The organism is Roseovarius pelagicus (assembly GCF_025639885.1).
Lineage (GTDB): Bacteria > Pseudomonadota > Alphaproteobacteria > Rhodobacterales > Rhodobacteraceae > Roseovarius > Roseovarius pelagicus.
This window is the reverse complement of the sequence record NZ_CP106738.1, coordinates 1,550,354-1,572,085: the sequence shown is the minus strand read 5'-3', so window position 1 is coordinate 1,572,085 and position 21,732 is coordinate 1,550,354. Positions and strand designations below refer to the sequence as shown.

At 60.1% G+C, this 21,732-nt stretch carries 22 protein-coding genes; 20 read left to right on the top strand and 2 right to left on the bottom strand.

All coding sequences use genetic code 11. From position 1 onward, the window contains the following. The first annotated feature begins 4 nt into the window (after positions 1–4). A complete protein-coding gene (locus N7U68_RS08875) occupies positions 5–2,206 on the top strand; it encodes a primosomal protein N' (protein ID WP_263048876.1) in 2,202 nt (733 codons plus the stop codon). Positions 2,207–2,210: 4 nt separating this feature from the next. Here N7U68_RS08875 and N7U68_RS08870 read toward each other — a convergent pair whose 3' ends face one another. Then, complete coding sequence (locus N7U68_RS08870) at positions 2,211–3,197, bottom strand: hypothetical protein (protein ID WP_263048875.1); 987 nt, start codon at positions 3,195–3,197, stop codon at positions 2,211–2,213. A 193-nt stretch (positions 3,198–3,390) separates the two neighbouring features. Between N7U68_RS08870 and N7U68_RS08865 the strand changes: the two genes are divergently transcribed. From N7U68_RS08865 to N7U68_RS08855, 3 genes are all read left to right on the top strand, one after another. After that, positions 3,391–4,623 carry an MFS transporter gene (locus N7U68_RS08865; RefSeq protein WP_263048874.1) on the top strand — a complete coding sequence of 411 codons (1,233 nt, stop codon included), beginning with the start codon at positions 3,391–3,393 and terminating at the stop codon, positions 4,621–4,623. Positions 4,624–4,644: 21 nt separating this feature from the next. Next, positions 4,645–5,529 carry a 50S ribosomal protein L11 methyltransferase gene (locus N7U68_RS08860; protein ID WP_263048873.1) on the top strand — a complete coding sequence of 295 codons (885 nt, stop codon included), beginning with the start codon at positions 4,645–4,647 and terminating at the stop codon, positions 5,527–5,529. A gap of 95 nt (positions 5,530–5,624) precedes the next feature. Next, entirely contained in the window at positions 5,625–5,969 is a 345-nt protein-coding gene (locus N7U68_RS08855; protein ID WP_165196300.1) for a hypothetical protein, read from the top strand. Positions 5,970–6,190: 221 nt separating this feature from the next. Here the strand turns inward: N7U68_RS08855 and N7U68_RS08850 are convergent, their stop codons facing one another. Continuing rightward, complete coding sequence (locus N7U68_RS08850) at positions 6,191–6,391, bottom strand: DUF1127 domain-containing protein (protein WP_165196302.1); 201 nt, start codon at positions 6,389–6,391, stop codon at positions 6,191–6,193. 337 nt (positions 6,392–6,728) lie between these two features. Between N7U68_RS08850 and ruvC the strand changes: the two genes are divergently transcribed. The 16 genes from ruvC to N7U68_RS08770 all read left to right on the top strand — a co-directional run bounded on the left by ruvC (position 6,729) and on the right by N7U68_RS08770 (position 21,712). Then, positions 6,729–7,241, top strand: coding sequence for a crossover junction endodeoxyribonuclease RuvC (gene ruvC, locus N7U68_RS08845; RefSeq protein ID WP_165196304.1), 513 nt, complete (start codon positions 6,729–6,731; stop codon positions 7,239–7,241). Beyond that, the gene (gene ruvA, locus N7U68_RS08840; RefSeq protein WP_263048872.1) at positions 7,238–7,909 is read left to right on the top strand and encodes a Holliday junction branch migration protein RuvA; all 672 of its coding nucleotides are present in this window, start codon (positions 7,238–7,240) and stop codon (positions 7,907–7,909) included. The genes ruvC and ruvA overlap by 4 nt, the downstream gene beginning before the upstream one ends. After that, positions 7,906–8,934 (top strand): Holliday junction branch migration DNA helicase RuvB, encoded by a 1,029-nt coding sequence (gene ruvB / locus N7U68_RS08835; RefSeq protein WP_263048871.1) that lies wholly within the window; start codon positions 7,906–7,908, stop codon positions 8,932–8,934. The genes ruvA and ruvB overlap by 4 nt, the downstream gene beginning before the upstream one ends. 101 nt (positions 8,935–9,035) lie before the next feature. Further along, the gene (locus tag N7U68_RS08830; protein WP_263048870.1) at positions 9,036–9,662 is read left to right on the top strand and encodes a hypothetical protein; all 627 of its coding nucleotides are present in this window, start codon (positions 9,036–9,038) and stop codon (positions 9,660–9,662) included. Between the two features lie 133 nt (positions 9,663–9,795). After that, the gene (locus tag N7U68_RS08825; RefSeq protein WP_263048869.1) at positions 9,796–10,884 is read left to right on the top strand and encodes a LysM peptidoglycan-binding domain-containing protein; all 1,089 of its coding nucleotides are present in this window, start codon (positions 9,796–9,798) and stop codon (positions 10,882–10,884) included. Between the two features lie 10 nt (positions 10,885–10,894). Next, a complete protein-coding gene (locus N7U68_RS08820; RefSeq protein WP_263048868.1) occupies positions 10,895–11,920 on the top strand; it encodes a transporter substrate-binding domain-containing protein in 1,026 nt (341 codons plus the stop codon). 68 nt (positions 11,921–11,988) lie between these two features. Continuing rightward, positions 11,989–12,375, top strand: coding sequence for a tol-pal system-associated acyl-CoA thioesterase (gene ybgC, locus N7U68_RS08815; protein WP_165196316.1), 387 nt, complete (start codon positions 11,989–11,991; stop codon positions 12,373–12,375). 113 nt (positions 12,376–12,488) lie between these two features. Further along, positions 12,489–13,184: a protein TolQ gene (tolQ, locus tag N7U68_RS08810; protein ID WP_165196318.1), complete on the top strand. Its 696-nt coding sequence runs from the start codon at positions 12,489–12,491 to the stop codon at positions 13,182–13,184. 110 nt (positions 13,185–13,294) lie between these two features. After that, a complete protein-coding gene (tolR, locus tag N7U68_RS08805) occupies positions 13,295–13,768 on the top strand; it encodes a protein TolR (RefSeq protein ID WP_165196320.1) in 474 nt (157 codons plus the stop codon). A gap of 13 nt (positions 13,769–13,781) precedes the next feature. Further along, entirely contained in the window at positions 13,782–14,900 is a 1,119-nt protein-coding gene (gene tolA / locus N7U68_RS08800; RefSeq protein ID WP_263048867.1) for a cell envelope integrity protein TolA, read from the top strand. After that, positions 14,900–16,222 carry a Tol-Pal system beta propeller repeat protein TolB gene (tolB, locus tag N7U68_RS08795; RefSeq protein WP_263049135.1) on the top strand — a complete coding sequence of 441 codons (1,323 nt, stop codon included), beginning with the start codon at positions 14,900–14,902 and terminating at the stop codon, positions 16,220–16,222. Before tolA ends, tolB begins: the two co-directional genes overlap by 1 nt. Before the next feature lie 95 nt (positions 16,223–16,317). After that, positions 16,318–16,827 carry a peptidoglycan-associated lipoprotein Pal gene (gene pal / locus N7U68_RS08790; protein ID WP_165196324.1) on the top strand — a complete coding sequence of 170 codons (510 nt, stop codon included), beginning with the start codon at positions 16,318–16,320 and terminating at the stop codon, positions 16,825–16,827. A gap of 25 nt (positions 16,828–16,852) precedes the next feature. Continuing rightward, positions 16,853–17,692, top strand: coding sequence for a tol-pal system protein YbgF (ybgF, locus tag N7U68_RS08785; RefSeq protein ID WP_165196326.1), 840 nt, complete (start codon positions 16,853–16,855; stop codon positions 17,690–17,692). Continuing rightward, complete coding sequence (tilS, locus tag N7U68_RS08780; RefSeq protein WP_263048866.1) at positions 17,683–18,933, top strand: tRNA lysidine(34) synthetase TilS; 1,251 nt, start codon at positions 17,683–17,685, stop codon at positions 18,931–18,933. The genes ybgF and tilS overlap by 10 nt, the downstream gene beginning before the upstream one ends. Positions 18,934–19,010: 77 nt before the next feature. Beyond that, positions 19,011–20,930, top strand: a complete 1,920-nt coding sequence (gene ftsH, locus N7U68_RS08775) for an ATP-dependent zinc metalloprotease FtsH (protein ID WP_165196328.1) — start codon at positions 19,011–19,013, stop codon at positions 20,928–20,930. A gap of 71 nt (positions 20,931–21,001) precedes the next feature. Then, positions 21,002–21,712: a methyltransferase domain-containing protein gene (locus tag N7U68_RS08770; protein ID WP_165196330.1), complete on the top strand. Its 711-nt coding sequence runs from the start codon at positions 21,002–21,004 to the stop codon at positions 21,710–21,712. Positions 21,713–21,732: the final 20 nt, after the last annotated feature.

Sequence of the window (21,732 nt, the reverse complement as noted above, 5' to 3'; positions counted from 1 at the left end):
GCCATTGTCCTCGCCCACTGCTGATTTCTTTGACCAAGGTGCGCTGGTGGGCGTTCTGACAACACAGCCGCTGGACCGGTTGCTGGACTACAAGGCACCCGAGGGTGGTTGCCAAATCGGCGCGTTCGTCGAAGTGCCGCTGGGCCCGCGCAAGGTGGTGGGCGTTGTTTGGGGGCCGGGGCAGGGTGATTTTGACATTAATAAGGTGCGCAGCGTCATCCGTGTGCTGGATGTCGTTCCGATGCGTGAGGAGATGCAGATATTCCTGCGCCGGGCAGCCGACTATACGCTGACGCCCATGACGGCGATGTTACGTCTGGCCACACGCGCCCCGGGGTTGGGTGATCCACCGTCGATGCGCAAGGTGTTCCGGCTGGGCCACGGCAGCCCGGACCGCATCACCGACGCCCGTTTGCGGGTGATGGATGTGTTGGAGGGCAATGGCGACACCCTGTTCACACTCAAGGAACTGAGCGAAGAAGCCGGTGTCAGCAGCAGCGTAATCAAAGGCTTGGTTAAGCAAGGCGTGGTCGCAGAAGAAGACACGCCGCGCGATCTGCCCTTTCGGCGGCTGGATCCGGATCATGCAGGCAAGGCGCTGACGGAGGATCAGGCGGATTGTGCTGACGCGCTGTGCGCGGCACTTCGCACAGGCGATTACGGCACGACATTGCTGCGTGGCGTCACCGGGTCGGGCAAAACTGAGGTCTATCTGGAGGCAGTGGCCGAGGCATTGCGGCAGGGGCGTCAGGCATTGGTGCTGCTGCCAGAGATAGCGCTGAGCGCAGAATTCCTGTCCCGCGTCGAGGCGCGGTTCGGTGCGCGCGCCGCCGAATGGCATTCCGGCGTAACGATGACCGAGCGGCGACGCATCTGGAAGATGGTGGGCCAGGGCGGTGCGCAACTGGTGGTGGGTGCACGTTCAGCGCTATTCTTGCCGTTTCGTGATCTGGGACTGATCGTCGTGGATGAAGAACACGACACCTCTTACAAGCAAGAAGATGGCGTGATGTACAACGCCCGCGACATGGCAGTGTTACGCGCGTCGATATGTGGCGCACAAGTGATCCTTGCGTCGGCGACACCGTCACTGGAATCATGGTCCAACGCGGAGGCCGGAAAGTACAAACGGCTTGATCTCGAAGCGCGCTTTGGCGCGGCGGTCATGCCCGAGATACGTTGTATCGACATGCGGGCCGAGACATTGCCCGGCGATCGCTGGATCTCCCCGTCTTTGCAAGCCGCGATCAAAACGCGGCTGGCGTTGGGTGAACAGTCGCTGCTCTTTCTCAACCGCCGGGGATATGCACCTGTCACGCTGTGCCGCGCCTGTGGAAACCAGATCGGTTGTGATCAGTGTGACGCGCGCATGGTCGAACACCGTTTTCTGAAACGCCTGATGTGTCATCAATGCGGCGAGACCAAACCGATGCCGGAGGCTTGCCCGTCCTGCGCGGCAGAAGGTCGGCTGGCGGCTGTCGGGCCAGGGGTGGAACGCATGGGCGAAGAGGCCGCGACGCTGTTTCCCGAGGCGCGGATCGCGACGCTGAGTTCGGATATGTTCGGCTCTGCGCGTGCGCTGAAGGAGCAGATCGGCAAGATCGCAGAGGGTGGTGCGGATATTATCATCGGCACGCAACTGGTTGCGAAGGGACATAACTTCCCTTTGTTGACGCTGGTGGGGGTGATTGATGCGGATCTCGGCCTGCAGGGGTCGGACCTGCGTGCGGCAGAACGCACGTTTCAGTTGATGCGGCAGGTCGCCGGGCGTGCGGGGCGCGCCGAGAAGCCCGGTACGGCATTGTTGCAGACCTTCCAGCCCGAGCATCCGGTGATCCGTGCGATCCTGAGTGGTGACGAAGAAGGGTTCTGGCGCGCCGAAGCGGCGGGACGCGAAGCGGCTGGCGTGCCGCCCTTTGGTCGGATGGCGGGGATCATTCTATCGTCGCCCGAATTGCAGGACGCGTTCGATCTGGGCAACACATTGGCGAACAACGATGGGCCGCTGCGCCAGATCGGGGCACAAGTCTATGGGCCTGCACCTGCGCCCATCGCGCGTATCCGGGGCCGTCATCGGGTCCGGCTGTTGGTCAAGGCCCCGAAGGGCGCGCCACTACAAGGCGCGGTTGCGCGTTGGGTCAAGAGCGTCCGCGCGCCAAACACGCTGCGACTGAGCGTCGATATCGACCCGCAGAGTTTTTACTGAATCGTCAGGTGGGTGGCTCAGCGCCTTGTTCCGCCGCCCGCCCGCCGGTGGCCCAGTTCACAGCCCGTTCACCCAGCTTGCGGAATTTGGTGGATGCACTTTCTAGCTTTGCCTCCCATTCTGGGTTTGGCACTTGGCCGTCAGTCACCTTGAAGAACGCCTGCAACAGACATGCAATGGCGAATGGCTCGATCAGGGCCACCTTGACCGCCCATGCAAAGAGGATGGCAAAGACGAAACCACCAGCCGACCATGCGCCGGGGATCATGTAGACGACAGCACCAGCAGGCGCGAGCATGATCAGGAACACAACGAAGGCAAGTAGCCAACTGACCAGCGTGATCACTGCCGCATTGATCAGCATCGGTTTGGCGTTTTGCGCATAAAGGACGAGCGCCGATTGCGCGTCTTTCCAGGGGTTCACTGATCGTGTTCGGATGAGATGCGCGAGGATCACTTCGTCGATCAGCCCCACGGCGACTTTGAGATAACCGCGCACGATACGCATCAGGCCATCCGTACCCGGGATGGGTAGAATTGACGCCAATCCCTGAATGAGGCCGGTGATGGTGCGCAACACGCCCTTGATCAGTTGGTCGAGGCCAAAAAGAGTGCTGGACTGGGCAAAGCGTTCCTTGACCACGTTTTGGGCATGAGCAATCTGGCCACGCCCTTGGGGCAGTGTCTGATTGTCCAAAAGCTCTACCATCACGGCTATGTGGCCGGCCTTGACCGTATAGAGAATGTATTCACGCAGGAAATATAGCACGGCAGCCGTGGCGGCGAATCCGATCCCGCCACCCCAGAAGGTGGCCCCTGCGCGAAACTCTGCATCGCCGAACGCGCCCACACCCCAACCGATCCCCGCGCCGGCACCAGTGGCAAGGACATATGCGACGGCGATGCCGAAATAGACGGCCATGCGAAAGAGAACGAATGCAGCCGTGCGGCGCATCAGGGATATTGAGGTAGAGAAGGAAAAATCAGTCAACTATCAAATCCTTTGCAGTCGGAAGCCGAAATAACGCGCTCACAGCCGCAACAGGATCTCCTGCGCCGGGGCGTCGAGACACAACGCAGTCTAGCAATACTATGGGGGCAGTTGGCAAGCCCGACAGACGTCCGGCCATGATGGTGTGGCCAATGATCTTTTCAACCGCGCCGTTCAGGCGTAAAGCGATCCTATGACACAGCTCATTCCCCTTGCCGAAGCGCGCAGTCTGCCGCTCTGGCGGCGTCCTATCACGCTGCTTTTTCTTATGGCGGCGGCGATGCCGATTGCATTCTCCACGTGGTCGGCGCTGCTCAATAACTTTGTCATCGAAGTGGCGCAGTTCGATGGTTCTGACATTGGCTGGCTGCATACGGTGCGCGAGATCCCCGGATTTCTGGCCATCGGGGTGATCGCGATTATCATCTTCGTACGCGAACAGGTTCTGGGCCTCGTGTCGCTGGTGCTGTTAGGTGCGGCCACCGCGATCACTGCGTATTTTCCTACCATGGGTGGCATTCTGACGATCACGATGCTCAGCTCGATCGGGTTTCACTATTACGAGACGGTCAACCAGTCGTTGCAATTGCAATGGCTGGAAAAGGCGCGCGCGCCAAAGGTGCTGGGCTGGCTGGTTGCGGCGGGATCTGCGGCCACGCTGCTGTCCTATGGTCTGATCGTCCTGCTGTGGGAGCCGTTGGGCCTGACCTATACCACTGTCTATATGCTGTCTGGCGGGGTCTGTGCGGCAATCGCGATCTTTGCAATGTTCGCCTATCCGCAGTTCGAGGCACCCAATCCGCAGCTCAAGAAAATGATCCTGCGGCGGCGTTACTGGCTGTATTACTGTCTGCAATTCATGGCTGGCGCGCGGCGACAGATATTCGTCGTTTTTGCCGGGTTCATGATGGTTGAGAAATTCGGCTTTGACGTACATGAAATCACAGCACTCTTCTTAATCAACCTCGTCGCCAACATGATCTTTGCACCGTTCATGGGGGCCGCTGTCGCAAAGTTCGGTGAGCGCAATACGCTGATATTCGAATACATCGGATTGATGGTCGTCTTTTTGGCCTATGGGGGCATCTACTTCTTTGGCTGGGGCCTGTTGCTAGCGGCGTCCCTTTATGTGATCGATCACATGCTCTTTGCGCTGGCGCTGGCGCTCAAGACCTATTTTCAGAAGATCGCCGATCCGGGCGATATTGCACCGACGGCTGCTGTCGCCTTTACGATCAACCATATCGCGGCCGTGTTCCTGCCCGCGTTGTTGGGGTATCTGTGGCTGGTGTCGCCCGCTGCGGTGTTCTTCATGGCCGCTGGCATGGCGGGGACTTCGCTGTTATTGGCGCTGTTGATCCCGCGCCATCCTGAGCCGGGCAACGAAACAATCCTGTCGCGCCTTGCCGCCGCCCCGGCGGAATAGCGCACCGAAAGGACCGCGCCTATGCCGACATATACTGCCCTCACGTTGCTGAGCAGTCAGACTGCCGCCGAGGCGCTTGCCGATGATATGGAACGGTTGGTTCCAGAACCGACAGGTGTCGGCACGACAGAGGTCGAGGATGGCAGCGGCACCTGGGAGATCGGAGGCTACTTCGAGGATGCGCCGGATCAGGCGGGGCTGGCGCTGTTGGCGCAGATACATGGTGCGCGACCATTTGCCGTTTCGGAATTGCCAGACACTGACTGGGTCGCCAAGGTGCGCCGTGAACTGTCGCCGGTTAAGGCGGGCCGGTTCTTTGTCTATGGCAGCCATGACGCAGACAAACTGCCTGACGGGTGCGAGCCGCTGCTGATCGAAGCGGCAATGGCATTCGGCACAGGACACCACGGCACAACGCTGGGCTGTCTGCGGGCAATCGACGCGCTGGCCGAAGATGGGTTCATCCCGGACACGGTGGCAGATATCGGCTGTGGCACCGCGGTGCTGGCAATGGCCGCGGCCCGGTTATGGCCCGGCCGCGTGCTGGCCAGCGATATCGACGAAGTTGCAGTCGAGGTGGCATTGGCCAATGTGCGCGCCAATGGGCTAGAGAACCGCGTGGAGTGTATCGAGGCGACGGGTCTGGATCATCCGGTGCTGGCGGATGCGGCACCCTTTGATCTGATCTGCGCTAATATTTTGATGGGACCGCTGATCGCATTGGCGCCCGAAGTGACTGCGCGACTCGAAAATGGCGGTTTTGTGATTCTGTCGGGCATTTTGAATAGCCAAGCTGATGAGGTGATCGACGTTTATACACGCTGCGGAAACAATGTGGTCCGCCGAGAGGAGATTGGCGAGTGGACGACAACAACGCTCTGTAAAATATGCGGAAAATCTGTCTAAAAGCAGCTATTCCAAGGCAGCTGCCTAAAATTCGCCACAATTCAAACGTAGTTTAACCATGTGATCTGGCGGGGGCCGGAAAACTGGAAGCTGCTATGACTTACTCGCAAAATGGGTTCTCAACCCGCCTCAGAAAAGTACAGCGCACGCATGTTCGCATGGCGCGCGGTTACGACAGCAAAGTTGGTGCTGACGGACTCATCGTATTCCGCCCCAAACGGCGCAAGATGTCCTTTCCGCTGCGTGGCTTTGTTCTGATGATTATGGGTGTTTTGCTGTTTAAGGGTCTGATCATGGCCCAGTCCGGCGCAGATGCCTATGCCGCACGAATTGCCGTGCTGGAACAGGGCACAGTCCTAGAGCAGGCTGGTGCGGTGCTGATGTATGCTGACCCGGTTACTCAGGCGATCGCCACGAAGGCGGCCCCGCTCTTTTGGTAGGAACACGCGGCACCTATCGCCTCCGGGTGCTGCGACGTCCTGCCGCGAAACGATAAGCCTCTCTCGGTTTTGTTCGGTACGAGTTTTCTCCCTTCTGGGAGACGTGAAACGAAAACACCCCTGCACCATGGTCCCGGTGCAGGGGTGTTCTCTTTTGCGTTCCTACCAAGGCCGACAGGCGCGACGCGCCAGTTCTGTCTTGGAGTGATGCCTAACGAATCTTAGCGGCGGGCGCCGAATGTGTCGATCTCGGCACGCGACAGGCCGATATCTTCCAGTGCGCGATCTGACAACGCCGCCAGAGCCTTGCGCGTTGCGCGGGCATCATTCCAGGCGGCGACGTTGGCGATCAGGCGGGCCACTGTGCCAGCAAACGGGTTGGCTGAGGTGTGGGCGGTGCGGGTGGTGTCGATTGCGGACATGGGTGTCATCCTTTTGTATTGCGGTGTTTGGCTTTCAGCCGTGTGTGTTTCTCTTTCTGCACTGCAGATAGGAGGCTCAATTCGCGCATGCAATATTAGTAATTGCATAGTCAGTATGCGATGGGTGCATAGGTCGAACGGAGGGTCAAGCTGCCGTTTATATTGAATATTATTTAAAATCCCCCCATCGGCGAGGATGTGTAGGCGTTGCAATGCTGCAACGCAGCAAAAATTGACTGCTGTTTTCTGCTCCACCCGATCTGCGCGTAAACTTCTTGGCTCGTGTTCCTGTTTCGTGCTACGCGTTGGGAAAACAGCAAAGAGCAGGGTAGCCATCATGCGGGTATTGGGCATTGATCCGGGTTTACGGAACCTTGGGTGGGGCGTGATTGACATGCAGGGCAGCCGTCTGAACCATGTCGGCAATGGTACTTGCCGTTCGGTCGGCGCGACTTTGCCAGAACGGCTGCTGTCGCTGCATGAGCAGTTGAGTGCTGTGTTGGCGCGGTTCGCCCCGGATACCGCCGCGGTCGAACAGACATTCGTAAACAAGGACGGTGCGGCAACACTCAAACTGGGTCAGGCGCGCGGAATTGCCGTGCTGGTGCCCGCTCAGGCCGGGCTGAGCGTTGGTGAATATGCCCCGAACACTGTCAAGAAGACGGTCGTCGGTGTCGGTCATGCCGACAAGGACCAAGTCGCCCATATGGTGAAGATTCAGTTACCGGGTGTGGCGCTACACAGTGCGGATGCGGCAGATGCCCTGGCCATAGCGATCTGTCACGCGCATCACTGGTCCTCGAAGCGGGTCGTCGCCGCGGGTTCTGCCCGAGTGGAGATGGGCGCATGATCGGCCGCTTGGCAGGCCGGATTGATTATCGGGCCACCGACCATGTGCTGCTGGACGTGCGCGGCGTGGGCTATCTGGTTTATTGCACGGACCGGACTCTGCGCGCGTTGCCCGCTGTGGGCGAGCATACGGCGCTCTATACAGAACTGCTGGTGCGCGAAGATCTGCTACAGCTTTTTGGGTTTACGACACTGATCGAAAAGGAATGGCACAGGTTGCTGATGAGCGTGCAGGGGGTCGGCGCCAAGGCATCGCTGGCGATCTTGGGCGCACTGGGGCCAGAAGGGGTCGGGCGGGCGATTGCTCTGGGTGATTGGAACAGCATTAAGGCGGCCAAGGGAATTGGTCCCAAGACAGCGCAACGTGTCGTGAACGAGCTGAAAGACAAGGCCCCGGAAGTGATGGCGATGGGCACCGGACCCGCGCCGGGCGTCGGGGTGGCAGAGATCGTAGAGGAAGACGTGATCGAAGCGATCCCCACGGCGCAGGCTGCGTCGCAACCAACCGGCCCCGGGCCGCAGGCAGAGGCATTGTCGGCGCTGACGAATCTTGGCTACGGCCCGGGCGAGGCGGCGGGTGCGGTCGCGCAGGCGGCAGGTGATGCGCCAGAGGCTGAAACGCCCGCGCTGATCCGTGCGGCGTTGAAACTTCTGGCGCCGAAAACATGAGCGAGCCTGATCCTACATTGCGCCCCGAGCCGCTGCCCGAGGACCAAAGCCGCAGCTTGCGCCCGCAGGCCTTCAGCGAGTTCATCGGTCAGGCCGAGGCGCGGGCCAATCTGCGCGTGTTTATCCAGTCTGCCCGCCAACGTGGCGAGGCAATGGACCATACACTGTTTCACGGGCCTCCGGGTTTGGGCAAAACAACGCTGGCGCAGATCATGGCGCGCGAGTTGGGTGTCGGGTTTCGTATGACATCCGGGCCGGTATTGGCCAAAGCGGGTGATCTGGCGGCGATCCTGACTAATCTGGAGCCGCGCGATGTGTTGTTTATCGATGAAATCCACCGACTTAATCCGGCGGTGGAAGAAGTGCTTTACCCGGCATTGGAAGATTTTGAACTGGATCTGGTGATCGGCGAGGGGCCCGCCGCACGCACCGTAAGGATAGAATTGCAGCCTTTTACGCTGGTCGGTGCGACGACGCGATTGGGACTGTTGACGACGCCGCTGCGGGATCGGTTTGGCATCCCGACGCGGTTGCAGTTTTACGAGATCGAGGAATTGCACGAGATCGTGGTGCGCAACGCCGCATTGCTGAACGTGCCGTGCGCATCCGATGGCGCGATGGAGATCGCGCGCCGAGCCCGTGGCACGCCGCGCATCGCTGGGCGGTTGTTGCGTCGGGTTGTGGATTTTGCCCTGATCGACGGCGACGGCACAATCACCCGCGCGCTGGCCGATGCGGCATTGACCCGGCTGGGCGTAGATCATCTGGGCCTTGATGGGGCAGACCGGCGCTATCTGCGACTGATCGCCGAGGCCTATCAGGGCGGTCCGGTCGGGATCGAGACGATGAGTGCCGCGCTGAGCGAGTCCCGTGATGCGTTGGAAGAGGTGATCGAGCCGTATCTGTTGCAGCAAGGGCTGATCCAGCGCACGCCTCGCGGGCGGATGCTGGCGCTGCGGGCGTGGGCGCATCTGGGGCTGGCAGCACCGCGCGCCGTGGGCCAGAATGATCTGTTTGAGGGATAGCCCGCCGGAGCGCCGCCGCGGGTGAGTAGTTTTCGCAAACAAGAAGGGCTGGGCGTACGCGGATCGGTTTGATATGGGGGCGCGGATCGAGGAGGCCCGCCATGACACCGCAAGAGATAGAAGCGTATTTCACCCGGCAGGACGGCAGTTATGCGTTTGCGCGCTGGGGCCGCCCCATCGCGCCGATCGTGTTTGGTGTCGACGATGCGACGCTCAGCGTAGTGAAGGGCGCGATCGAGGCAATGGTGCAGTTGGCGGGTCATCAGATGGTAGAGACTGACCCCGAATTGGGTGCCAACCTGATGTTCTTCTTCTTTTCCGAGTGGGATGAGCTGCTGGAGGTGCCCGATCTGGACCATTTGGTGCCCGATCTGGCATCACTGGTTAAGCGTCTGAAAGACGCGGAAGCCAACCAGTACCGCATTTTCCGGTTTGATGATGCGGGCGGGATCAAGGCGAGCTTCGTGTTTTTGCGGATGGATGCGCAGCTAAGCCAGATGCCTGCCGAGACGCTCGCGCTGGGCCAAGTGGTGCAGTCTGTGCTGATGTGGTCGGATGCCGCGTTTCGCGATCGCGCGCCTCTGGCAAAAGTACCGGGCGAAGAGACGGTAATCTTGCGACCGGATATCGCGGCGTTGATTGCAGCGGCGTATGATCCTGTGATGCCGGGACACGCGGCGGACCCATCGCATGCCCTGCGCCTGTCGGCGCGTCTCAGGGCGGGCTGAGATACTTTCAACAGACCATGCCTGCCCCAATCCGTGCCACAGGTAAGAGAAAACGGGTTGCCTAGCGATCTAATCGCTTGACCTGAACGGTTGGAGTATCGTTATTTCGCGCAAAATCTTGGGGGAGATTTGGATGCGCAACACTATGTTTAGTGGTTTGGTTGTGTTGGGGGGGCTGGGCGGAGCGGTTCTTGGATCATCGGCAGCGGCGGCAACATGCGGCGGTATCTATACGGTCAAATCAGGCGACAGCCTGTCGGCCATCGCAGACAGCTTTTACAAGGACGCGGGCAAGTGGTCTGCGGTTCATACCAATAATCTAGGCGTCATCGGTGACAGCCCGAACGCAATCCGTGTCGGAATGAAGCTGGCGCTGAGCTGTATCGACGGGCTACCGACGGGGCTGCCCGGAGGTGTCGAGGTGGGGACAGTATCGGCTGCCGCGCCTTTGGTCGAGGCGTCGGGCACGTATGCGACACGATCCAAGATCAACCTGCTGACGGCGGGCGATTATGCGCCGTTTACCTCACCAGACCTGCCAAACGGCGGATTGTTGACGGATGTGGTCAATTCCGCGATGGCCAAGGCTGATCCCGGTGAGGGCTATGCGATCCACTGGGTCGAAGATTGGGGGTCGCATCTTGATCCGCTGTTGTCCAATGCGCTGCTGGATCTGGGGTTTCCATGGTTCAAGCCAGATTGCGAGTCGTCGCCCGAGGAATATCGCTGCGCCAACTTCCACTTCTCTGACCCGATGTTCGAGATGCTGATCCTGCTGTTCACGGACAAGGCTGACCCGGTACCTTTTGTCAGCGACGCCGATATGGCGGGACGAACGCTATGTCGCCCACGAGGCTATTTTACCCACGATCTGGATCGGGCTGACCGTCGATGGATCACTGACGGCAAGATCACGTTGAAGCAGCCGCAGACCATCAAGGACTGTTTCGAGATGCTGATGGACGGCGAGGTGGATGCAGTGGCCATCAACGAGTTTGTCGGGCGTACCGCGATGAAAGATCTGGGACTGAAAGACCGGATCGAGATCGTGCAGGGACGTCCTGTGTCCATAGAGGGCCTGCATGTTCTGGTGCACAAGAGCCACCCCCAAGCCGACGCAATGCTGGCGACCATCAATGCCGGGCTGCGCGGGATCAAGGAAAATGGCACCTATCAGTCGATCATCGACACCCACATGACCCGCATCTGGGCCGAGTTCTGAGGCGGCCGGGATGCAGATGTTCGTGAAATGGGTTCTGGCAGGCATTGTCACCCTGTTGCCGGGGTGGGCGATGGCGCTGTGCGATGTAACGTACCGGGTACAGCCGGGTGATACCCTCTTTACCATAGCTGACCTGCATTACGGCAGTCAGGATCAGTGGACCCTGATCTATTATTCGAACCTTGCGGTTGTAGGGGGCGGAACGCAGGACGTGCCAGCGGGGGCGGATATATTCATCCCATGCCCGGCAGGCAGCGTGCAGCCGGACCCCACCCCGCTGCGTCAGGACAGCAATGCCGAGATGACGTTGTTGACGGGGGGGAATTATTCGCCCTTTACGGATCGCAACTGGCCGGGAAACGGCATGGTAACGGAGCTGGTGAATGCCGCGTTAGAGATGACACCGGCACCGGTGCCCTATGCGATCACTTGGGAGGATGACTGGTCAAAGCACCTGTTCCCGCTTCTGAATGATAAGGTCCATGACATGGGCTTTCCGTGGTTGCGGCCCGATTGTGACGCCACGCCAGAGAATGAACGCTGTGCCAATTTCCACTTTTCCGCGCCGCTGATGGACTTGCCGATCATGCTGTTTGTCGCGGCAGGCAGTAGTTTTAACTATTCTGGCGATGCGGATGTCATCGGGCGCAGCTTGTGCCGCCCGGCGGGCTATTTCACCCATGATCTGGATCGTGCCGACCGCCGTTGGCTGAGCGAGGGGCATATCACACTGGTTCAGGCCGAAAGCCCTGAGGTCTGTTTCGAAATGTTAATGGCGGGTGAGGTGGATGCGGTTACCCTGAACGTGTTTCTGGGGGCGACGAAGATCGTCAAGATGGGCCTGCGCGGCGAAGTCGTGCCACTGGACACACCGCTGTCGCGCGAGGCGCTGCATGTGATCATCTCCAAGAAGCATTGGCGCGGGACGACACATCTCTATCGACTGAATGCCGGGTTGGAGGCATTGCGAGCGTCGGGTCGATACGAGGAGATCGTGGCACGGCATCTGGAAATATTCGAGCAGCAGTTGCGCTAGGGCGCATCAGGAGGAGCAGTCCGGCGTGGCGTCTTGTCGGCGCAATAGCAGCAGAATAGGGTGCACGCATGAGCCATCATTTCGCGATACGCGTCTATTACGAGGACACCGATATGGGTGGAATCGTCTATCACGCCAATTATCTCAAGTTCATCGAGCGTGCGCGCAGCGACTGGGTGCGCGATATGGGGATTGATCAGAACGCCATGCGCGAGGACGGCATTGTTTTTGCCGTGCGGCGGATTGAATGCGACTATCTCATGGCGGCTCGATTCGATGACCGGTTGGAAGTGCGTACAACCGCGCAATCGGCTACCGCAGCGCGGCTGGTGATGGAACAGCAAGTCTGGCGTGGCAAGGATTTGGTGTTTTCCGCCACGGTCACAGTTGTGTGTATCGGATCAAACGGGCAACCTGCGCGCCTCCCGGCGAATATCCGCCGTCTTTTGCACTAGGCTGCGAATTTTGTCGCCGATGACGCGATGTTATTGGCTTTCCCCTTGGAAATCGCGTAGTTTCCTCTGCAATAAGGTCAGCAAATAGGCCGCAGAGCAAAAGAGCAGGCAGTATGGAAGCACAAACCCTGGCCATGGCACAGGAGATTGATTTCTCCATGTGGGCCCTATTCGCACGCGCCACCATCGTCGTGAAGTTGGTGATGTTAATGCTGATTATCGCGTCCTTCTGGGCGTGGTCGATCATCATTCAAAAGCTGATCATGTATCGCAAGGCCCGGCGCGAGGCGGACAAATTCGATCAACAGTTCTGGTCGGGTGAGCCGCTGGATGAATTGTTCGAGCAGATCGGAACAGAGCCAGATGGCCAGTCGCAACGTATTTTTGCGGCGGGAATGATGGAATGGCGGCGCAGCCACAAGGGGGACGGCGGTATGATCGCCGGGGCCACCGCGCGGATTGATCGCAGCATGGATGTGGCGATCGCGAAGGAATCAGAAGACCTGCAACGGGGCCTGTCGGTGCTGGCGACGGTTGGTTCGACTGCGCCCTTCGTGGGGCTGTTCGGGACGGTTTGGGGCATCATGCATGCCTTTATCGGTATCGCAGAAGAGCAGAATACCAACCTCGCGGTTGTGGCCCCTGGGATTGCCGAGGCACTTTTGGCGACCGGATTGGGCCTGTTGGCCGCCATCCCGGCGGTGATTTTCTATAACAAGCTGAGCGCGGACGCGGATCGGCTCGTCGCCAGCTACGAGGCGTTCGCAGATGAGTTCGCGACGATTCTCAGCCGTCAGTTGGATAGTTGATCATGCTTCGCAATATTGCATCGCGCATCCGGCCCGAACGCGATTGCGATGCAATCGTTGTTTCGGACCGGGCGCGCATAATTGTCCTTGCAGAGCGAGGCGTGATCTAGATGGGCGGCGGGGTTGTTCAAAAGTCCGGTGATGGCAGTCGGCGCAGGCGCGGGCGGGGTCGGTCGCGGCCGATGTCCGAGATCAACGTGACTCCGTTCGTGGATGTCATGCTGGTGCTCTTGATCATCTTCATGGTGGCGGCGCCACTGATGACGGTCGGTGTGCCGGTGGAATTACCGAAAACGGCAGCTAACGCGCTGCCCGGCGAGCCCGAGGAGCCGCTGGCGATTACCATCACGGCAAGCGGTACGGTAATGATCCAAACGACCGAAGTACCCCGCGCCGAACTGGTGAACAAGCTGCGTGCGATTGCGGCCGAGCGTGAGAGCCGTCGTGTCTATCTGCGCGCGGATGGGGCTGTGCCATATGCCGATGTGGTGCAGGTGATGGGTGCGCTCAATCGGGGCGGGTTCGACAATATTGGCCTTGTGACGGATACGGGCGGTCCGGCGCTGGACGCGCCGGACGGCTGACGGCACTGCGGGCGTGAATACCGGTCAGATCATATCGGGGGCGGGGCATTTCGGTCTGATCGCCTGGGCGCTGTTCGGCAACGTTCTGGCGTCTGATCCGATTCCGTTCGAGGTGACCGAAGTGACCGCCATTACCGAAGAGGAATTTGCCGCCGTAATGGCGACACAGCGTCCGCCGAACACGGCTGCAGAAATCGCGGCGCCAGAGACCCCGGACGTGCCGCAAGAGGCGCCTGAACTTAGCAGTCAGGTGGATGCAGCCCCAGATCAGCCTGCGCCGGATGCCGCACAATCCGCCGATCCTGACGCAACACCGGAACTGACGCAAACCGCACCGCCGACCCCGGCTGAGGTCACGGATGAACCACCCGTGCTGGAGCCGCCACAAGAGGACATGGCGGCACTGTTGCCGGAGACGACCCTGAGACCCAAACCACGCCCGGTAGAGCGCGTCGCGCCCGAACAGGTTGCGCCGCCGGAGCCGGACACTGCTGTGGATGATGTCCAGCGCGACGAGGTGCGACCTGATGAAGCTGCGGAAACTCCCGCAGAAGAGAGCGAAGCGACAGCGCCCGAAGAGGCTGCAACCGAGATTGTGACCGAGGCGGAGCAGGCCGCGCCTTCGAAATCAGTGCGTCCCAAAGCCCGACCCACCCGCGCACCCGAACCTCCGTCAGAGCCGATCCAGACGGCAGAGACACCGGACGAGCCCACGGGCGTTGAGGCGGCGTTGGCCGCCGCGCTGGGTGGCGCGACAGAGGCACCGGCAGAAACGACAGAGCCGAAACCAGCGCCCGCCGCCAGTGGTCCACCGCTTAATGCGGGAGAGAAAGACGCGCTTCGTGTGGCGGTCCAGCAATGCTGGAATGTGGGTTCTCTTAGCTCAGAGGCCTTGAATACCACTGTGATCGTCGCAGTTCAGATGACAGAAGACGCCAAACCTGTTGCCGGTTCGATACGCATGATCAGCGCGTCGGGCGGCTCGTCCGGTGCAGCAAAACAGGCCTACGAGGCCGCGCGGCGCGCGATCATCCGGTGTGGGTCACGAGGATTTAACCTGCCAGCCGAGAAGTATGGCGCTTGGCGCGATATTGAAATGACATTCAATCCAGAGAAAATGAGGATCAAATGATGCATCGTTTCCTGACCCTTCTGACCGTCCTTCTGACTACGGTGGTCATGCAACCCGCTGTGGCGCAGGACGGACCGCTCCGGATCGAGATCACCGAAGGCGTGATCGAGCCGATGCCATTTGCGGTGCCCGCATTCGTCGCCGATAACGCCGCCGGCGAAGAGGCGGCGCGCAACATCGCGGGTGTGATCGCGGCTGATCTCACGGGAACGGGGCTGTTTCGCGAGATCCCGGCCAAAGCGTTTATCAGCCGGATCACCAGCTTTAATAGTCCGGTGCAGTTCGCTGACTGGAAGGCGGTCAATGCTCAGGCACTTGTGACAGGGGCTGTCAGTGTCGATGCCAGCGGCAAGCTGGTCGTCAGGTTTCGCATCTGGGATGTGTTCGCGGGCCAAGAACTGGGCAGTGGATTGCAACTGGTCGGAACGCAGGACGGCTGGCGGCGGATCGCACACAAGGTCGCCGATCAAGTCTATAGCCGCATCACGGGTGAGGGCGGATATTTCGACAGCCGGGTTGTGTTTGTTGCCGAAAGCGGTCCCAAGGACAAGCGGGCCAAACGACTGGCGATCATGGATTATGACGGTGCGAACGTGACCTATCTGACGGACAGTTCGTCGATCGTTCTGGCACCGCGGTTTTCACCCACCGGTGATCGCATTCTCTACACCAGTTACGAGACGGGCTTCCCGCGCATCTATGTTCTGGACGTGGCCAGCGTCCGCCGCCGGGTACTGGAAAGTCAGGACGGCACGATGAGTTTTGCGCCGCGCTTTGGGCCGGATGGTAATACAGTCGTTTATTCACTCAGCCGGGGCGGCAACACCGATCTTTTCCGAATGGATGTCGGCAGCGGGCGTGGGACTCAGCTAACCAATGCGCCCTCCATCGAGACCGCCCCAAGCTTTAGCCCGGATGGGCAGCAGATCGTTTTTGAGAGCGACCGCAGCGGATCGAACCAGATCTATGTTATGAATGCCAGCGGCGGCGAGGCGCAGCGCATCAGCAGCGGAACGGGTCAGTACGGCACGCCGGTCTGGTCCCCACGCGGCGATCTGATCGCGTTTACAAAACAATCAAAGGGCCGGTTCCACATAGGAGTGATGCGCACCGATGGTAGCGAAGAGCGGTTGCTGACCGCCTCTTTTCTGGACGAGGGACCGACGTGGTCCCCCAACGGACGGGTGATCATGTTCACCCGCGAAACGCAGGGCGCGCAGGGTGCGGCGAGCCTCTATTCGGTGGATATCACCGGGCGGAACCTGCGCCGGGTGTCGACGTCAACCGGGGCCAGTGATCCGTCATGGTCGCCCTTACAGTAAGTAAGGCGGCGTTTCCCTTGACGCGGTGCCTGTGGTAGAAGTGTTGAAAAAAGCAGTGAACACGACATATTGAGCAAATTGAGCGGGGCAAACCAATGACCAACCTGACCAGACTTTTGATATTGTGCGCGGGTCTCGCGCTGGCCGCCTGTACCGATCCGGGGCGGTTCGATGATACGAATACCGTCGACCTGAATGGCGGAAATGGCGGCATTGCCGGATCTGCCAGCGACCCATCGTCGCCTGCCTATTTTCAGCAGGCCGTGGGCGACCGCGTGCTGTTCGTTGTTGACCAGTATACGCTGACACCGCAGGCGCGCGTCACGTTGGATGGACAGGCGGACTGGCTGATGACCAACACGGACTATAACGCAGTGATCGAAGGTCACGCCGACGAGCAGGGCACAAGGGAATACAACCTGGCACTGGGCGCACGTCGCGCCAACTCGGTTCAGGAGTATCTGCTAAGCCGAGGTGTACCGGCCGCGCGTTTGCGCACCGTCAGCTATGGCAAGGAACGCCCTATCGAGATTTGCAGCGAAGAAAGCTGCTATGCTCAGAACCGCCGTGCCGTTACCGTGATCTCGGTTGGCCCGACAAGCTGATACGCTGACCTGACAGGAGCCCTGAATGCGCCATTATCTGCCTCTGGTAACCGCATGCTTGCTCGCCATGGCAAGCCCATCCTTGGCCCAAACACGGGCCGAAACCTTGGCCGATATCCGTCAGGAGATGACAGTGTTGTATGTCGAGGTGCAAAAGCTGAAGCGCGAGTTAAGCACAACGGGCGGTGCCGGGGGGATTTCGACATCTGGCTCGGTGCTGGATCGTGTGGCGTCGATTGAAAGCGAGCTGCAACGTCTGACGGCCAAGACCGAAGAACTGGAACTGCGCGTTAACCGGATCGTGTCGGATGGCACCAATCGGTTGGGCGATCTGGAGTTCCGGCTGGTCGAGCTGGAAGGTGGCGATGTCAGCACGTTGGGAGAAACCAGCACATTGGGCGGCGGCGCACTGCCCGAAGGCAGTGCCGTTTCCGCTGTGCCCGGTACGACATCACCCGAACAGAGCGATACAGCCGAGATGGCCGTAGGGGAAAAAGCTGACTACGATGCCGCCGCCGCTGCCCTGACGGCGGGCAATTATGCCGAGGCCGCAACCCTGTTTGCGACCTTCCGCGAGAATTATCCCGGCGGACCGCTGTCGGATGATGCCGGGCTGAAACGCGGCGAAGCACTGGAGGGTGCCGGAGAACTGGCCGATGCGGCGCGCGCCTATCTTGACCTGTTCTCGGCCGCACCACAGGGACCGTTGGCGGCAGACGCACTGTTCCGGCTGGGCCGTGCGCTGGGCAGGTTGGGTCAAACCGAAGAGGCCTGTCTGACTTTGGCAGAAGTCGAGGTGCGCTACCCCTCTGCGACGGCGGTCGCTGACGCAAACAGTGCAATGCAGAATTTGGGATGCCAGTGACGCAAGACGGGCTGTCATTGCAGGACCGGATCGCAGGTCACTTTCTACCCCACGTCCCCGACACGCTAGGCGTTGCCGTCTCCGGCGGCAGTGACTCGCTGGCTTTGTTGCATTTACTGGCATCGTGGCGGGGCGCATCGCTGCGCGTTGTAACCGTCGATCATGGGTTGCGCCCTGAAGCTGCGACCGAAGCACAGCAGGTTGCCGAGGTTTGTGAAACACTCGGGGTGCGCCATGATACGCTGCACTGGGATGGCTGGGACGGGCAGGGCAATTTGCCGGACCGGGCGCGGCAGGCTCGTTACTGTCTGATGGCCGAATGGGCCCGGAACAATGGGATAGATGACATCGCATTGGGTCACACGGCAGATGATCAAGCCGAAACCCTGCTGATGCGATTGGCGCGTCGCGCCGGTATTGATGGTTTGGCCGCAATGGCGTCGCGCCGTGTGATGGACAGGGTGACGTTCCACCGGCCCATGCTGCGGATGACGCGGGCGGCGTTGCGGGCAGATTTGACGCAGCGTGGCGTTAGCTGGATTGATGATCCTAGCAATGCTGACGGTGCCTATCGACGAGTACGTGCGCGCCGGGCGCTTGAGGTTCTGGTGCCTCTGGGCCTGACCGCCGAGGGGCTGACCCAATCGGCACATCATCTGGCAGAAGCTCGCGCGACCCTCGCATATTACGCGGCGATTGAGGCGCGCAACGCAGTGGACTTCCACAGCGGCGATGTTCTTTTGGACAGGGCGCGCATGGCTGCGCTACGACCCGATATTGCGCGCCGCATTCTGAGCGCGGCATTGGGCTGGGTCGCGGGGCCCGGTTATGGGGCGCGCGGTCGCGAAATCGACACCGCGTTGCAAGCCATCAACGCGGGGCAGCAAACCACGCTCTATGGCTGTGTTATCATGGCGGGCAGCAATCAGGTGCGGATCATTCGCGAGCTGGAGGCTGTGAAATCCCTGCAGGCCACGCCGGGCGCATTGTGGGACGGTCGCTGGCGGTTAACTGGCCCTGATCTGCCGGGTGCCGAAATCCGCGCGCTCGGTTCCGAAGGGCGGATCGCTTGCCCGGATTGGCGCGAGACAGGATTGCCGCGCGGCTCGATCGAGGCCGGTCCAGGGGTCTGGCAGCGTGACACGCTGATCGCTGCGCCGCTGGCCGGGGCCGCGAACGGCTGGACGGCAGAACTGTGTCGGACACCGGATGATTTTCACAGCGGTCTATTATCGCATTGAAGTAAGAGACATGATCTCTATTTATGACAGGTGATCCCTGTGATAGATGCGGGATCGACTGAATTAGGAGAGTTTCCTTGGGCAACGCACGCAACATCGCCTTCTGGCTGGTTCTGTTCCTGCTGATACTGGCGCTGTTTAACCTGTTCAGCGGCTCTGGCAGCACGCTACAGAGCAAACCGGTCAGCTATTCCGAGTTTGTTGTCGCCGTTAAGGATGACAAAGTGACAAATGTGACCCTGGATGGAGAGAGCGTGCGATTCCGCGGCTCTGACGGTCAGGACTATGTCACGGTCAAGCCAGAGGATGCAGAGATCACGCAAATCCTGATTGACGAAGGCATTCCAGTGACCGCCGAAAGTCAGGAGCAATCGGGCTTCCAGACGTTCCTAGTATCGCTGCTGCCCTTCCTTCTGCTGATCGGTGTGTGGATCTACTTTATGAACCGCATGCAGGGCGGCGGTAAGGGCGGCGCGATGGGATTTGGCAAATCCAAGGCCAAGATGCTGACCGAAAAGCATGGCCGGGTGACCTTTGACGATGTCGCGGGCATCGACGAGGCCAAGGAGGAACTGGAAGAGATCGTCGAATTCCTGCGTAACCCGCAGAAGTTCAGCCGTCTGGGCGGTCAGATCCCCAAAGGCGCGCTGCTGGTTGGCCCTCCGGGTACCGGTAAAACGCTGTTGGCGCGGGCGATCGCGGGCGAGGCCGGGGTGCCGTTCTTTACCATCTCGGGTTCTGATTTTGTCGAGATGTTCGTTGGTGTCGGTGCAAGCCGGGTGCGCGATATGTTCGAACAGGCCAAGAAAAACGCCCCCTGCATCGTGTTCATCGACGAGATCGACGCCGTCGGGCGCCATCGTGGTGCTGGCTATGGCGGTGGCAATGACGAACGCGAACAGACGTTGAACCAATTGCTGGTCGAAATGGACGGGTTTGAGGCGAATGAAGGTGTGATCATCGTCGCCGCCACGAACCGCAAGGATGTTCTGGACCCCGCGCTGCTGCGTCCGGGTCGCTTTGACCGGCAGGTTACGGTGCCGAACCCTGATATCAAGGGTCGTGAGAAGATCCTCGCTGTACACGCGCGCAAAACGCCGCTGGGTCCGGATGTGGATTTGCGTATCATTGCGCGCGGCACACCGGGTTTTTCTGGTGCCGATCTGGCCAACCTCGTGAATGAAGCGGCGCTGATGGCTGCGCGGATTGGCCGCCGCTTCGTGGCGATGGAAGATTTCGAGACGGCCAAGGACAAGGTCATGATGGGCGCCGAGCGCCGCAGCATGGTCTTGACGCAAGATCAGAAAGAAAAAACTGCCTATCACGAGGCTGGGCACGCAATCGTCGGACTGGCACTGCCGAAATGTGATCCGGTGTACAAGGCGACGATCATCCCGCGCGGCGGCGCACTGGGTATGGTGGTCAGCCTGCCCGAGATTGATCGCCTGAACTGGCACAAATCGGAATGCGAGCAGAAGCTGGCGATGACCATGGCGGGCAAGGCTGCGGAAATCATCAAATACGGTCCCGACGATGTGAGCAATGGACCGGCGGGTGATATTCAGCAGGCCAGTGGGCTGGCCCGCGCGATGGTTCTGCGGTGGGGCATGTCCGATAAGGTCGGCAATATCGACTACGAGCAGGCCCATGAAGGTTACATGGGTAACGGGGCTGGCGGCTTTTCTATTTCGGCGGCGACCAAGGAACTGATTGAAGACGAAGTAAAACGCCTGATCGACGAAGCGTATAACTCGGCGTTCAAGATCCTGACCGAGAAGAAAGAAGATTGGGAGCGTCTGGCGCAAGGCTTGCTGGAATACGAAACGCTGACGGGCGAAGAAATCATCCGCGTGGCACGTGGAGATCCACCCCAGATGGACGACGATGCAGATGGGTCGGACGAAGGCAGCGCGCCCTCGGTTACGGCGATCCCGAAAACCAAGCCCAAGGCGCCGCGCGCCGGAGATGGCGGGATGGAGCCGGAACCCTCGACGTGACGACAGTAAAGACACCCGATTGGAGTCCCGGCGCCTACAACAGGTTTCGCGACCTGCGCCTGAGACCGGCAATGGACCTACTCAATGCTGTCGGCCAGATGGGCGCCGGGGATATCATCGATCTGGGGTGCGGCAATGGGCAGATGGCCGGAGCGCTTGCGGCCCGTGCGGCGGGTCGTCAACTGATTGGCGTTGATGCGTCGCCTGCTATGTTGGATAAAGCGCGTCAAGCCAAAGGGTACGACAGTCTGCAGCAGGCCGATATTCGTGACTGGCACCCACGTCGCGCACCCGGTCTGATCTATTCAAATGCAGCATTGCACTGGTTGGGAGATCATACGAAGCTGATGCCGCGTCTGGTGGCGATGCTGGGCAAGGGCGGAACACTTGCGGTGCAGTTGCCGCATCAGAACAATGCGCCCTCGCACCGGGTCTGGCTAACGCTGGCAGAAGAACTGTTTCCTGAACAATCTGCCGAGCAACATGGTACGCCGAGTGTCCTGACACCGATCGAGTATGATGAGTTGCTTGCGTCCAAGGGGCGGTTTCGGATGTGGGAAACGGAATACTACCAACGCCTGACAGCCGAAACCGGTAGTCACCCGGTGCGCCGCTATACGGAAAGCACTTATGCGCGACCGATTCTTACGGCGCTTGATTCCAAGCGGCGTGCGACACTGATCAAACGCTACGAAGAGGTTATGCACAGCGCATATCCGGTGCGTGCTGATGGATCTGTCCTGTTTCCGTTTCGGCGTCTCTTTTTTACTTTGACAGTGTAACCCGGCCACGTCCCTTGATG